A 14,044-nucleotide genomic window follows, 5' to 3' on the forward strand; every position below is an offset into this window, starting at 1 on the left:
TTTTGATCTTGTTGTTAAAAGCAAAATCAAAAGATCGCAGCCTTCGGCAGCTCCTACACAAGGGGCAGGGCGCCATGAGCTATCATTGGCCCTTTCCCCCCAAAGAAAGACTGTTTGCCATGACTGCCCAAACCCTTCTCAACGCCCTCGAACACTGCGGTATGGTCGAAATCGACGGCCTGCACGCCTTCGAATTCGCCCTCGACGAGGACGATAACCTGCACATCGAATGCATTGATGGCCGTGAAGCCAAGCACTGGGAATTCACCCCGGCGCAGGTCGCGGCAGCGACGTTCGATGAGACGCTGCAGAGCTGGCTGGTCGTCGGTTACGCCAGCGACACCAAGACCACGGGCGAGCATCGTCTGGTGTGTCTCGGCGATGTGGTCAGCAGCAGCGACGATGAGGAAGAAACTGATGAAAGTGCGTAACTTCTGGCCATTGCTGATGGCCGGCAGCGTCGGTGCGATGGGGCTTTCCAGCGCCTCTGCCGAAACCCTCCAGTTGCTGGTCGGCTCCTACACTGCCGGTTCCAGCCAGGGCATCTACCGCATGCAGTTCGACAGCGCCACCGGCCAGATCGACGCCAAGCCGCTGCAGGTGGTCAAGACTGAAAACCCGTCGTGGCTGACCCTTTCGAAAGATCAGAAACGCCTGTTCGTGGTCAACGAAAACGGCCCGGGCCAGACTGATCCGGTCGGCCGTGTCAGCAGCTACGCTATCGACCCGAAAACCCATGCCCTGAGCCTGATCAACCAAGTGCAGAGCCTGGGCAACGAGCCTACCCATTCCAGCCTTAGCGCTGATGCCAAACACCTGTTCGTCAGTAACTACTCGGTAATGGAAGATCCAGGCGGCACCCTGGCGGTATTGCCGGTCGATGCCGACGGCCAGCTGAAACCGGTAGTGCAGATGAGCGGGCATCCGGCCAGTCGGGTCAACGCTGAGCGTCAGGCCTCGAATCACGTGCACTCGACGGTGTCGTCGCCGGACGGGCGCTATGTGTTCTCCAATGACCTGGGCGCGGACAAGGTTTTCATTTACCAATACGACCCGAAGGCCAACCCCCACTTGCCGTTGACCCCGGCCAAAACCGCCTCCGTGTCTATGCCAGCCGGCAGTGGCCCACGTCATCTACTGTTCAGCGCTGACGGCAAACATGCCTGGCTGACCATGGAAATGAGCGCACAGGTCGCGGTGTTCGACTACAACGACGGCGTGCTGACCCAGACGCAACTGGTCGATCTGGCAGCGGGCCAGCCAACTTCCGACAAGGCCGGCGCGGCGCTGCATGCCTCGGCTGACGGCAAGTTTCTGTACGTGAGTAATCGCGGCACGGCCAATCAGCTCGTAGTGTTCGGCATTGATCCGGCGACCGGTCAGCTCAAAGAGCTGCAAAAGCGCTCGGTCGAGGGTGATCACCCGCGCGAGTTTGCCCTCGATCCGAGCGGTAAATTCGTCTTGATCGCTAACCAGAAGAGCAACCAGATTGTCGTCGTCGAGCGCGATGCCAAGACCGGTCTGCTTGGCAAAACCGTGCAAAAACTGCCGATCGACGCGCCAAGCGACTTGAAGTTTCTAGTGCGACAATAAGCCGCAGGCCCCGGTTCATGGGGCCTGCATCGGTGTATTAATTGCACTGATATCGGCTAATGCTACAAAAGATTTCAAGCGAGTAACCCTCGAGCGGTACGTTTGTTTCACAGCCCGACCGGGCAAACCAAGCAAACGAACACGAGGGTTACCGCCATGAACTTCAATCTCTTCTCAGTCATCGCCGCTTCCGCCATTTCTGCCACCGTGGTATTGCCAGCCGGCGCCAACGTCGAAATCGCCAGCAAAAAATCCCACACCCAGAGCTACACCCAGAAATACCTGCAACAAAGCGCCAACTTCTACGCCGCGCTGGATCACAAAACCCAAGCTTGAAATGCTCGTCTCCTTGTAGGAGCTGCCGAAGGCTGCGATCTCTTGATCTTGTTTTTCAAAAGCAAAATCAAGAGATCGCAGCCTTCGGCAGCTCCTACGCGTGTGCGTGGCATTCGGTTATAGGTTTCTTCAAGCGAAGGAATAGAGCCGGTAAATAATCAACGAAGCTGATATCCACCATTGCAAACCCTGAGTGGTTGCCCCGGCTTTTTTGACTGATTCTGTGGCCATCGAAACCTTTGCCCACGGAGAACACCATGGCCAGCGCAATCCTCACTTCCGCCAAACGCGGCGCCTATCTGGCCATCGGTCTGTACCTGGCCGTGGTGCTGTTCGTCAGCATCGGCGCGCAGATGGAACACAGCTTCGACGCCCCGATCGACGTCGCCCACCCTGGCATCCAGTTCGAACTGCGCTCGCAAAGCGCGATGGTCGACAGGTCTGAACTGGCAGGAGTCGGCGGCGCATGAAAGGCTACAGACTCTGGGTCGTCGCCAGCCTCGCGTTGATGACCAACGGCGCCTCATTGCTCGGTTTTGGTCAAGGCTCGGTGGGCGGCCTCGCACGGGCCATAGAGGCCAATCACAACATTGCGCACAATATTGAACGCGCCAACACGCTGGGGCTGATGGCGGGTAATCCACCCGTCAAGGTCGCGGTGGATTTTTTGGGGCCGTTTGAAGTGGATTGCATGGCACTGGGCATGTGCCAAGCACTGGCATGAGCCGGTTACTTCTTCATGATCGAGATGAACAGTTCGGACTCCAGCAGCCGCTGCAACCAAGCCTGCAAGCGGACATAAGGCGTCTGCGCAAACCACTCGCGATCGACGTGAGCGAACTGCCGCACAAAGGGCAGCAGGGCGATGTCGGCGAGGCTCGGATGATCGGCCAGCAAGTAGTCACGACCTGCAAGCAGTTCATCCAGTTTCTGCAGAAATAACGCACCTTCAGCCCGATAAGCTTCCATTGGCTGCTCAGGGTAACGCTCGGCGTACTTGTAGCGATTCAAAGCCGATTTGAAAATCTGATCATTACCCTCAATCAGTTTCTCCATCCAAAGTGCGGCGAATGAGTTGCCTGCCAGCAACCAGTCATCCGGATCGTTCTGCGCCAACGCCCAGCGCATGATCTGCAGACTTTCATCAATCACCACGCCATCGGCATTCAGCACCGGCACCGTGCCCTTGGGCGAGAGCGCCAGCATATCTGCCGGTTTGTCCTTCAGGCTGACCTCGACAATCTCCAGCGGCACGCCCGCATAACGCAGCGCCATTCGCGCACGCATCGCGTAGGGGCAGCGTCGGAACGAATACAGCGTGTTCATTTCACCTCCAGCGTGCTCAAGCCATTGCCCTGGCGCCGCACCTGAATCTGCACCGGGATCCGTTCGTGCATTTCCTGCACATGGGAAATCACCGCCACCTTGCGCCCCTGCGCCTGCAGGCCATCGAGCGCGTCCATAGCCAGCTGCAGTGATTCCGGATCGAGGCTGCCAAAGCCTTCATCGATAAACAGCGATTCGATTTTCAGCGTGCTCGACGCCATCGACGCCAGACCCAGTGCCAACGCCAGCGAGACCAGGAACGTCTCACCGCCCGACAACGAATGCACCGAGCGCAGTTCGTCGCCCATTTCCGTGTCCATCACCAGCAGGCCGAGCATGCTGCCGCCGCGTTTGAGGCGATAGCGTTTGACTAGTTGGCGCAGCTGCGCGTTGGCGTGATGTACCAGCAGGTCGAGGTTGTAGGCCTGGGCGATCTTGCGGAAGGTATCGCCGGTGGCCGAGCCGATCAAGGCACTGAGCCGCGCCCAGCGCTGGTACTCGGCGTAGGCGTCGGCGATTTGCTGCGCCAATGCCTGATTGGCGTTCTGCCGGCGCTGGTCCTCCACCTGTTCGGCGCGCAGTTCGGCGCACTGCTGTTCGCTGATGGTGAACTGGTTTTGCAATTCGGCGAGGGCGCTGTCGAGCTGTTCGGCGTCAGGATTGCCGTCCTGCCGGGTCTGGTGATCGAGCAGCCGCTGATCGCGCTCCTGCAACAAGACCTGGGCCTGTTCGATGGCTTTTTCGTTGTGCTGAAGGGTTTGACGCAGTTCGGCGACTTGCGCGTCGTCGAAGCGCAGCAAGTCTTCGAGGCCGCCGTCATCCAGTTCCGGATGGCTGGCGCGCCACTCGGCGATCTTGTCGGCGAGTGCCTGGTCTTCAGCTTGCAGTGCTTGCAGGCGTTCCTGTTGGGCCTTGAGCTCAGCGGCGATCTGCACCAGCTGCGTGCGCACGCTTTGCAGCTCCTCAGCGGTGCTGGTTTCAGCGATGCGCGCCTGCTCCACTGCGTGTTCGAGCTGCTGCTGCCAATGCTCTGCACTGCTGTGCTCGCCCAGTAACTGCGCGAGTTTTTCCTGGCAGCTTTGCTGTTGCCCGGTCAATGTCGTGAAGTGCTGCTCGGCGCTGTGCAGTTGCTGAGTGCGCAGCTGCTGGCGATCCTGTTCTTTCTCCAGCGTTTGCTGGCGTTGCTGCTGTTCGCTCAGCTCTTCCTTTTGCTGCTCGAGCTGGGCCAAGCGCTCGGCGATCTGCCGATCCAGTTGCATGAACGTTGCCGCCGGCTCCAGGCGCATGGCTTCGAGCGTGTCAGCGGGCAGCAGCGGGCCGAACGCGCTGAGTTCCTCTTCAAGGCGCTGACGGTCACTGTTGAGCTCATGCTGCTGATGACTCAGCTGTTGCGCCGCTTGCTGATGCGCAACCTCGGCCTGACGCAATTGTTGCGACAGACGCGCCGCGTCCTGCTGCAAGGTGAGCAGGGCGCTTTGCCGCTGTTCGTCCTGAGTGATGCTCTGGTTCAACTGCTCGTTCTGGCGGCTGAGCCAGGCGTCGCGTTTGTCGGCGTCCTGATTGAACAGTTGCGCGGCCAGCGGATGCGCCTCCAGGCTCGGCGCCAGGGCCTGTTGCTGCGCCGCGAGTTGTTCCTGTTGCTGGAGCAGCTCTTTCTGTTGCGCGATCACGCCGCCGACTTCGCCGCGCAGTTCGATCAGTTTTTCCTTGAGCTGATCGACCACTTGCTGGGCGTTGGCCTGTTCGCTTTCATCGTGACGGCCAAGGCTTTGCAGCAGCGCTTCGGGCTGATGATACGGGTGCTCGTTGCTGCCGCAGACCGGGCATGGCTGAGCGTCCTGCAGCTGTGCACGCAACTCTTCGACACTGGCACTGCGCGCCAGCCGCTGCCGCTCAAGCAGTTCGCGAGTGACGTTGAGGGTTTGCTCGGCGACGGTCAGTTCGGCTTTGGTTTTCACGCCGTCCTGGGTCAGGCGTTCGCGTTGCTGCTGCGCGTCGAGCTGGCGTTGTTGCAACTCGGCGCTGCGCTTGTCGAGATCCTGATGAGAGGCCCACAGGCGCGACAGGTCTTCGATTGCGCGCAGCTGTTTGCGGTTGTCCTGCAGCAAGGTGCCGAGCAGGCCGATCTGTTCGGCTACCGCATCGGGCTCGGCGCCAGCCTCTTTGAACAGCACATCCAGTTGCTGTTTGTGCGAGGCCAGTTGCTCAGCGCTGTGCGCGGCGTTCTGCTCGAGGGACGCCAGTTCGCTCTGCCCCTTGTTCAAGCGGTTGCCGATCAGCATCAACTGTTGCAAACGGTCGCGATAGGCGCTCCAGGCATCGCTCAAGGGCGCCAGATGCGCACGCTGCTCAAGCTCAGCGGCGATGCGCTGCAAACGCTCAGCGACTTCAGTCTGCTTTTCCTGAAAAGCCTGAATCGTGTTCTGGCCATCCTTGAACGCTTGCTCGGCCGCTTGCCGGGCTTCGGCGCTGCTGGCGGTGTCCTTGATCAGACGAGCGAGGGTGCTTTGCTCTTCGAATGCCTGACGCAGCAACGGCGCATTTTCGCTCTGCCATTGTTGCGCTGCGCTCAGGGCGACTTTCGCTGCGTCGAGGTCATGCGCCAGTTGCGTCTGCCGCTCGTCCAGCGCTACGTGTTGTTGGGTGTGTGCGGCAATCTGCGCCGCCAGTGGCGTCAGCAGCGCATCGAGCTCGGCCTTGCGCGCGAACTGATGACGTTGCGGGCCAAGCTGTTCCAGACGCGTCAGTTTCACCCGCTCGCCGGCCAGTGCCTGCCATTGCTGTTGCGCGGTTTGCAGTTGTTCGCTGGCCGCTTGCTGCGCTTGCTGCAACAGACGCAAATCCTTCAGCCAGGCATGCTGTTGCTCAAGCTGTTTGAGCTGCGCCTGTTGCGCTTTCATCTGTTGTTGCGCAGTGTTGAAGCGTTCGTCCAGTTCGGCGCGGGCTTCCGGCGCCAGCGGCGTCACACCGGTCGCCTGATCCTGCAGCAACTTGTGCGCTTCGCGGGCCTCTTTGGTCTTGTCGAAGGCGCGGCGGCCGAGGCGCGTATACAGCGCGGTGTCGGTGAGTTTCTCCAGCAGTTCACTGCGATCGTTATCGTCAGCCTTGAGGAACGCGCTGAACTCACTCTGCGCCAACAGCACGGCGCGGGTGAACTGTTCAAAGTTAAGGCCCAGCGCGGCTTCCAGCTGGGTTTTGTATTCGCCTTTCTGGCTGGCGAGCAGTTGATCCTGATCGATGTCGCGCAGGCTCTGCCGACTGGCCTGCAGCTTGCCGCCAGCCTTCTCGCGCGCGCGATTGGCTTCCCAGCGCGCCCGATAGCGGCGGCCATCGACGCCGACGAAATCCACTTCGGCATAGCCTTCGCCGGTGCCACGACGCAACAGCGTACGAGGGTCGCCGGTGGCGATTTCACCATCGGCGTCGGGGACTTTGGCGTCGCGGCCAGTATTGTTGAGGCGCGGCACCGCGCCGAACAGCGCAAGGCACAACGCATCGAGCAGGGTGCTTTTGCCCGCGCCGGTCGGGCCGGTGATTGCGAACAGACCGGCGCTCGCCAGCGGTTCGGCGGTGAAGTCGATCTCGAACGGCCCGGCCAGCGAGGCCAGGTTCTTCAAACGAATGGCGAGAATTTTCATGGCTGCTCGCCCTCCAGTTGCACGTCTTGCAGCAGTTCGGCGAAGTCCTTGAGCGTCTGGTCGTCGACCTCGCTGCCGTAATTGTCGAGCCAGGCGCGGCTGAACAATTCCTGCGGGGTGAGCTGGTCGAGTTCGATCAACGCGGTGCCGTCATCGCTGCCATCGACGCCGCGATTGCCGGCGTATTCAGCAGCGATGCGCACCAGGCGCACGGCTTTGCCTTGCAGTGCGGTTTCCACCTGATGACGCAGATCCGGCTGCGGCTCATCGAGGCGCACGCGCACTTCGAGCCATGGCTGGCGCTGGGTTTCGGCGAGCAGATCGATGTTCGGCAGGTCAGCCAGTTGCAACAGAATCTCGGCCAGCGGCGCCGGGCCGATGCGCTGCAGATTGACCGAGCGCGGGATCAGCTTCGGCTCGACGCTGACCAGGGTTTCACCGTCCAGGACCACATCGAGAATCTGGTGCTGATAACCGATCTCCGAAAATGACAGCGGAATCGGCGAGCCGCTGTAGCGAATGCGCTCCTCACCGTTGACCTTCTGCGGCTTGTGCAGATGGCCGAGGGCGACGTAGCTGATGCTTTCGCCGAACAGGCTGGCGGGCAGGGCTTCGGCGTTGCCGATGATCAGGCTGCGCTCGGAATCCTCCGACACCGAACCCCCGGCCATGTGCGCGTGGCTGATAGCGATCAACGCCTGCCCGGGCTGGCGCTTGGCATTCGCCGCCGCGATCAGCCATTCATGCACCTGACCGATGCCGCGCAGATAGTTGTCGCCCAGTTGCGCGCCAGTGACTTCCGCCGGGCGCAAAAACGGCAGCGCCAGGCACCATGCGGCGATTTCACCAGTTTTATCCGGCAACGGCAGCAGCAGCCGGTCGGCATCCAGTTGCCCGTCATCAAGCCACAAGACCCGACCCAACGCGTGAGTGCGCAAACGCCGCATCAACGGCGCCGGCAGCTCGATCCGCGAGCCGGAATCATGGTTGCCGGCGATCATGACGATGGTCAGCAACGGCTGCTGTTCGTGAGCGCTGACGATGAAGTCGTAGAGGCGTTCCTGAGCTTTGACCGGCGGATTGACCGTATCGAAGATATCGCCGGCAATCAGCAGCACATCCGGCTGCGCCAGGTGCAACTGGCGCAGCAGCCATTCGAGAAAACACGCGTGCTCGAAATCGCGCTCCTGGCCGTGCAGGTTTTGCCCAAGGTGCCAGTCGGAGGTGTGGAACAGACGCAAGGTGGACTCCGCATTTTGATCAAGAGGGTGGCCGCGAGGAACAAAGGGCGGCGAGAGGAGGGGAGTTTACTGGCAAATCACGCCCCTTGCCTTGTCGTGTGTCTGCTTGCACCGACAGCGGCGAATATTTCGGTAATCGACCGATGCGGGTAGCGCTTGTGCATTTGCCGCACTTGTTCACTCAGTCGCAACAACTCTTCACTGGGCTTGGCCCATTGCTCTTTCGGCAATGGCTCGGACCAGTCGCGCATGACTTCCGGCAGCGCCTGCTTGCCGATTCTTTCCAGCCGACGAATTTCCCATTCGACCAAACGGTTGGGAATCGTCCATAACGTCATGACGTGATACAGGTAACAGAAGAACCCCGACAACCGCGAGCGGCGGCCTTCATGGATCTCCTGATGCATCCGCGCGCGGGCATTGTGGAATGTATGCAGGCCTTCGTGGGGTGGGTCGTCCGGGCCTTGCAGGTCCTGCAAATCCTGGATCGATTTGAGGTCGTTGACTTCGTACTCCATGTAACCGCGAATCGCTTCCCAATGGCTGATCGCGAGCTCCAGGCCGGCGCATTGGAATTCCTGGCTAATGAGGGTTTCACCTTGGTAGAAACCGATGCCCATGCCGTATTGGCGGTGGATGCCGAACTGGGTGGCGCCTTTGGCTTCGATGATCCACGCGGACAGCGATTCCCATGGGACAAAGACCGGCTCGGTGGCGCCTTCGGGCATGAAGCAGACTTCGCGGCGTTGGCGGTTGAAGCGGGTTGGGATGAGGGAGAGGCGTTTTTTGTGGACGTGGTGCCAGACGCCCAGGCCGATACCCAAGGCCACAAAACCCGTTAATAACGCCAATTTGTAAAGGGCAAGAAAAACACCCTCAATAATTTCCTTAATAAACTCCCAGCTATCTCCATACATGAGTCCAATAAAGCCTCCCACCAGTGGATATAGAAACGCGATCATGAATGTGCCACTGAACGGTCCTCCTAAAGTCATCTGCCACATAAATACCTGCGGGTGTCCCAACCCGAAGTCCAAGTAAACACTGTTTAGTACCCCTATATGAGGCCCGTAGGGTGGCGTTTGTGTTGGTAATGGCAAGGGCGCGAGATAGGTAATTTTTCCACTCGGAAACGGTTCAATAAATCCCGCTTGTTTCGGCGGTTCAAATTCCACTCTTGGTGTTTGTTCGTCGTTGCTATTGCGCATGGTCGGCTCGCTCCAGATGCTGGATTTCGACCTTCACAACTGGTGGCTTTTCTTTGACAAACTGAGGTGCAACTACGGCGTAGTGTCCGTCTCCACGAGGATCCAGATGGATTACTCGGGTTCGTGACTGCCACTCACCCTTTTTGTTCATAGCTTGAATGCACACCGCCAACTCCAGTGCTTCTTTCGCCGGGACGAATTTAGAGTCGGGATTTGTGGGGTATTGAAGACAGAGCACGAGTCCCTCCGAATTGGACTTGACGATGCGCAGGCTATTCACAATTTCGTTGCTGATGACATCTCTCCGCTCCCGTGGAACTGCTCTACTGTGCAGCGGAGTGGAAATGCGGTGTGCGCCGATACCTAGCCGGCAGGTTGGTTCACTGCCAAGCGGAGGCAAAAAGTCATGCAGCGTCAGTCGAGGTAGCACCAGATGAATATCGCTGGAGTTGGCTCTGATCAGCAGATCTTTCAGCCAGTAGTCATGCGGATTTTTCCCAAGTTGCGCGTAAGGCGCGTGAATTAAAAAAGCCAGGTAACTTTGATAGTCATCAAGTGAGTGGTCACCACGCATCTCGCCATCCCTGCTCCATGGTGTGATTGTCAGCCATTTATCGTGGGCACTGAGGTTGAAGCGGCTATACAACCAACTGCCGCTGAGCTCCAGGACCGTAAATAGCGCGCCCGCCAAGTTAAAACGGAAGAACACCGTAGAAAGGCGTGTACCCGCAGCGGCCCACGCGGCAGTTCGTGCAGCACCGTTTGGCGCCACAATCACGGTATAACCTGCGTACAGGGTGTGACCTAAACCATATGCGTTGACGGTTGTCATTCCGCTGGAACCCAAGGTGCCCAGTGCCGCTGCATTACCCGCCGAATGGCTTCCACTACGAATCGCCTGCTCCCAATTTTTGCGCTGCGTGACAAGACTGTTCGCAGACGATGCCAACCCTGCCAAATAGGTGAAAAAACCTAATCCCACATGCAGTTTCCCCAACTGCACATGCACGTTTTTCAGCGCCGCTTGCTGAAGATTCGTCGCCAGCAATGAACTGCGGTTTTTCAAGGCTGTATCCACAAGACTTTGCGCAGCAGTAAATCCTGCAGCCCCAGTAGCGATAATCGCATTGGCGAATGGCTGCCAAACCCGTTTATTCGCTGTTTGCCTGCGCAGTTCACGCAAAGCCCCCAGCAAATTCACCACCTGCACCAATACCACCAACAACCCCATCCCCTCCGTCCGCACCAGACTTCCCGCCGATAAACCGCCCACCCCAGCGCGAATATTTTCCAGCAACCCACGTAACTCCCCCTGCTGCGCCGGCGGAAACACCACCGTCAATCCCGCTTTCGCCGGTGTGGCGCCAGACAGTCGCGCCGAGCGATCAGGCAACTCATCAATCGGGCTCAACGCCGCCGCCAGCCTTCCTTCGAACAAGGCCAATTGCGTGCGCACGCGGACGATTTCTTCCTGCAATTCCACCGCACGGGCGGTTTTGTGGCCCTGGCGGTTTTTGTTGTGGGTGAGCTGGTTGCGCTCGCGGTTGAGGGTTTTCAGGTAGTCGCGTTCGCGCAGCACTTCCTTGATGCTGGTTTGCAGCGCCGATTGTTCCGCCGGGGTGGACACGGTGAAGGTCACGCCGCTGGTTCGCGCGGCGTCGAGCACGCGTAGGCGCAGCGCTTTGGGCAGGCGCTGGAACAGTTCGTCCAGTTCGGGGATTTTCTCCCCAGCAAGATCAAAGCCTTCCAGCGCCCGGCTCAGGCCGAGGTTCAGCGCCGGGCTGTAGGTGTCTTGCACCGCGTCCGCCAAGACGCGACTGTGTGCGGGCAGGTCGTCCAGTGCTGGCAGCTGCGGCTGCTCGATGCTCTGCAACTTGGTCAGCCAGTCCGGCAGGTTGTTGAACATCGCCATGCCGGCGTTGAACAGCGTTGAATATTGCCCCGCGTGTTCGGTCTGCAGGCGCAGCGGCAAGGTGTAAAACAACGGGCGGGTCAGTTGCGGGTGTTGCTCGAGGTAACCGAGCATTTGCTCATTGGCCGCGTCGCTGCGGCCGATGTCCTTGAGGCAGGCGTATTCGCTGGCGAGCGCCTGATCGATCTGCACTTGCCCATCGAAATACCACGCCGAGCGATGGAAACGCCCGGCGCACAGCAGTTGCGCGCGATCGGCGGTGATGCGTTCGAGCAGGCGATTCCAACGTCCGAGATTGTCGCGATGACTGTTCAGCACTTCGTCCATGGCCGGGCGGTCGATCAGGTCGTTGACGCCGCGCTTGCCGCTGAGCAGCGGGCCGTCGAGCACGTCTTTCATGCGCCGGTTCTGATCCTTGCCCAGATCGACCAGTGTGCTGAGGTGGCGCTCGACGAAATCGGCCGGGGCCACTTCAGCAAAATATTCGCGCGTGTAAAAGCGTCGATCCGCCTCGGCGGTGACGCGAGCGTGTGCGGTGAAATCAGGCGCGACGCCGTCGAAACGGTTCAGCGCCAGCGACTCGTCCAGTGCCTTTTCGCGCTGTTGCTGCAGTTCAGGTCGAGCCTGGGTATCGGTCGGGACAACCTCACCACCCTTGTTCAAATAGTCGAGCAGCGCCTGCCGGGTATTTTCCCGATCCGGCTCGGGCAATTGCTCCAGTTCAGCAAACAATGCCTGAGCGCGCGGATCGTCGCTGGCCTTGGCCAGGGTGTCGAAATCCTGAGCGCCGAGCTGGCTCAGCGACTCGATGTAACTGGCCAGCAGATAGTCGCGCTCGTTGTTGTCGGTGTTGCTCCACTGCTCGATCCAGCCGACCACCAGGTCCTGATAATCAGCCAGATCGCGCATCACCCCGAGGTCGTCGTTGACCAGCAGAAACAGCGTGTCGTCCTGATATGGCCCGCGCACCCGGCCGAGAAATTCGCCGATATGCGCCTCGCGAAAACGTCGCGGATTCTCCCACAGATAAGGTTCACGCTCGTGCTCCGGCGCGTCGCTGACCTGCACCACCGGCATCCGCGTGGCGTCCGCTTCGACCACCGGTTTCGCCGTGCAGGCCACTTCCGTCAGCCACTGTTTGGCCTGGGCCACGGTGAGCAGATGTTCGCCGCCGATCAGACAATGCACCGGGCCGAGATCGACCGCCTGCATGAAGTGATCGCGTTCCTCCGCGCTGTCCAGCACCTGTTGGCATTTCGCCGCGCTCAACTGCACGTCGGCGAAGGTCACGTACAGGGTGCTTTTGCGCGAAAAGATCAACGCCGGACGTTCTTCAATGGCGCTGCGCTGATCCTCGCTGACGCTTTTGCCGCGATGCAGCAATGCGCTGACGACGCCTTCAAGCACGCGGTATTCGTAGAGCTCGCCGCTGAGGCTGTCGACGATGTACAGCCAGCCATCGCGCAGGCGGCGGATGCCCATCGGGCGCGCGGTCAGGGTGTACGGCAGCGTGAGTTCGGTGCTGGGGTCGAAGGGTTTTTCCACCAGGCCGTACGCGAGGGGCAGCAGTTGCACGTGGGTGTTGCGCAAGGGGCAGGCGGCGGGGCCGATGATCGGGGCTTTGGACGCGGCGGCTGCCGCAAGGTCGGCGGAGTGCATCATTGAGCACATTTCCCTGTGTCTGTTTGTGACAGAGAAATGTGCGTGCATCTGGAAAACGACAGCAGTCAGATCTTTCTGTGTTTTGCGTAGGAATCGAACACTCGGGATGAAACCTACAAGGGATCGTCCGAAATCTTACAGAGGATGCTTCGGATGAATTGTGAGTAACCCTGAAGGCGTACCCGCGCTCGCAAACCGACGCAGGGCAAACAGAGCCTTTAACAGGCGCATTGCCCGAGGATAGGAGCTGTACCGCTTATCGAAACCGATTGTTCAATCACTCCATTGACTGATGCCAAAATAGCGGCCACTCAATATCATGCCGACTGATGCGCTTCTGCAGAGACGCCAGCGACTCTTTGCGCTCATCCGCGCCGCTGTCCGGCCAAGCATGGCACTCTACTACGACGAGCGAGACATGGTTAAAGGGGTAGAATTTTTCGAAAGAAGTACGGTGTCCTGGAGCGGCCACAAGCTAGTAGGCGAAACATCCACGGACGTGTTGGCTTTGTTTCGTCACCACGGTTTTGACCCCGTCATTGACGATGACGGATTAGAAGTCGGTGAGTTGGATATGGGGTTTTACGTTGACGATGACGACGACTTGATCACCACTTTATATATCAATCTGCGCCGCGAAAATTCATGTACCGACCGACACTTACGATGATTCAGGCGTGCACGTTTACTTTGATGAGCGCTACAGGGTCGTTGGCGTTAAGTTTCTGAAATGGAGTGAGCTTGTTTGGGACAACCAGAAACTGGTCGGTGAGAATGCGCTTGTGGTTCGACAGTTTTTGGCCAAGCGAGGAGAGGTTCTGGTTTTCAATGATTCAGGCAATTGCCCAATACTCCGGGCATTGTGATCGCCTGCTTGAGTCTTTAACGTCAGTAATGAACGGCACTCAGCTATCGGTCTGTGAAGGCGGAAATGATGTTGTCCTGAATATTGATGCGAGTGGTGTACAGGTCGATATAAACATAAACGATGACTGGATCGGTCAGCCGGAAAGAAAATTCAGCTTGCAAGAGTGGAAGAAAATTATTGAAAGCTGGAAGTATTTGCTGGAGTTGCCAAAGGGCTCCGATGAAATTGTGCTGGTCAAGCTGCCCTAGGTTCAACGGTAC

The 14,044-nt window shown here is 59.1% G+C and carries 12 protein-coding genes; 7 read left to right on the forward strand and 5 right to left on the reverse strand.

The window, feature by feature from the left end:
* The first annotated feature begins 119 nt into the window (after positions 1 to 119).
* From ACP7D9_RS02085 to ACP7D9_RS02105, 5 genes are all read left to right on the forward strand, one after another.
* Entirely contained in the window at positions 120 to 431 is a 312-nt protein-coding gene (locus ACP7D9_RS02085) for a DUF5629 family protein (protein ID WP_426155371.1), read from the forward strand.
* Complete coding sequence (locus ACP7D9_RS02090; RefSeq protein WP_426155373.1) at positions 418 to 1,593, forward strand: lactonase family protein; 1,176 nt, start codon at positions 418 to 420, stop codon at positions 1,591 to 1,593. Before ACP7D9_RS02085 ends, ACP7D9_RS02090 begins: the two co-directional genes overlap by 14 nt.
* Positions 1,594 to 1,749: 156 nt before the next feature.
* Positions 1,750 to 1,929, forward strand: a complete 180-nt coding sequence (locus ACP7D9_RS02095) for a hypothetical protein (RefSeq protein WP_016775003.1) — start codon at positions 1,750 to 1,752, stop codon at positions 1,927 to 1,929.
* 257 nt (positions 1,930 to 2,186) lie between these two features.
* The gene (locus ACP7D9_RS02100; protein WP_101155057.1) at positions 2,187 to 2,399 is read left to right on the forward strand and encodes a hypothetical protein; all 213 of its coding nucleotides are present in this window, start codon (positions 2,187 to 2,189) and stop codon (positions 2,397 to 2,399) included.
* Positions 2,396 to 2,653 (forward strand): hypothetical protein, encoded by a 258-nt coding sequence (locus tag ACP7D9_RS02105; RefSeq protein WP_426155376.1) that lies wholly within the window; start codon positions 2,396 to 2,398, stop codon positions 2,651 to 2,653. Before ACP7D9_RS02100 ends, ACP7D9_RS02105 begins: the two co-directional genes overlap by 4 nt.
* A gap of 5 nt (positions 2,654 to 2,658) precedes the next feature.
* Here ACP7D9_RS02105 and ACP7D9_RS02110 read toward each other — a convergent pair whose 3' ends face one another.
* From ACP7D9_RS02110 to ACP7D9_RS02130, 5 genes are all read right to left on the reverse strand, one after another.
* Positions 2,659 to 3,255 (reverse strand): glutathione S-transferase, encoded by a 597-nt coding sequence (locus ACP7D9_RS02110; protein WP_426155378.1) that lies wholly within the window; start codon positions 3,253 to 3,255, stop codon positions 2,659 to 2,661.
* On the reverse strand, positions 3,252 to 6,893 hold the full coding sequence (locus ACP7D9_RS02115; protein WP_426155380.1) for an AAA family ATPase: 3,642 nt from the start codon (positions 6,891 to 6,893) through the stop codon (positions 3,252 to 3,254). Before ACP7D9_RS02115 ends, ACP7D9_RS02110 begins: the two co-directional genes overlap by 4 nt.
* Complete coding sequence (locus ACP7D9_RS02120) at positions 6,890 to 8,134, reverse strand: exonuclease SbcCD subunit D C-terminal domain-containing protein (protein WP_426155382.1); 1,245 nt, start codon at positions 8,132 to 8,134, stop codon at positions 6,890 to 6,892. Before ACP7D9_RS02120 ends, ACP7D9_RS02115 begins: the two co-directional genes overlap by 4 nt.
* A gap of 77 nt (positions 8,135 to 8,211) precedes the next feature.
* A complete protein-coding gene (locus ACP7D9_RS02125; protein ID WP_426155384.1) occupies positions 8,212 to 9,342 on the reverse strand; it encodes a hypothetical protein in 1,131 nt (376 codons plus the stop codon).
* Entirely contained in the window at positions 9,332 to 12,916 is a 3,585-nt protein-coding gene (locus ACP7D9_RS02130) for a toxin VasX (RefSeq protein WP_426155386.1), read from the reverse strand. Before ACP7D9_RS02130 ends, ACP7D9_RS02125 begins: the two co-directional genes overlap by 11 nt.
* Before the next feature lie 319 nt (positions 12,917 to 13,235).
* Here ACP7D9_RS02130 and ACP7D9_RS02135 point away from each other — a divergent pair, with 319 nt between their 5' ends.
* Positions 13,236 to 13,586 (forward strand): hypothetical protein, encoded by a 351-nt coding sequence (locus ACP7D9_RS02135; protein ID WP_426155388.1) that lies wholly within the window; start codon positions 13,236 to 13,238, stop codon positions 13,584 to 13,586.
* A 104-nt stretch (positions 13,587 to 13,690) separates the two neighbouring features.
* Positions 13,691 to 14,032, forward strand: a complete 342-nt coding sequence (locus tag ACP7D9_RS02140) for a hypothetical protein (RefSeq protein ID WP_426155390.1) — start codon at positions 13,691 to 13,693, stop codon at positions 14,030 to 14,032.
* The last annotated feature ends 12 nt before the right edge of the window (positions 14,033 to 14,044 follow it).

Origin of the sequence: Pseudomonas sp. TSRC2-2 (assembly GCF_049897785.1) — a bacterium.
Classification (GTDB): Bacteria; Pseudomonadota; Gammaproteobacteria; order Pseudomonadales; family Pseudomonadaceae; genus Aquipseudomonas.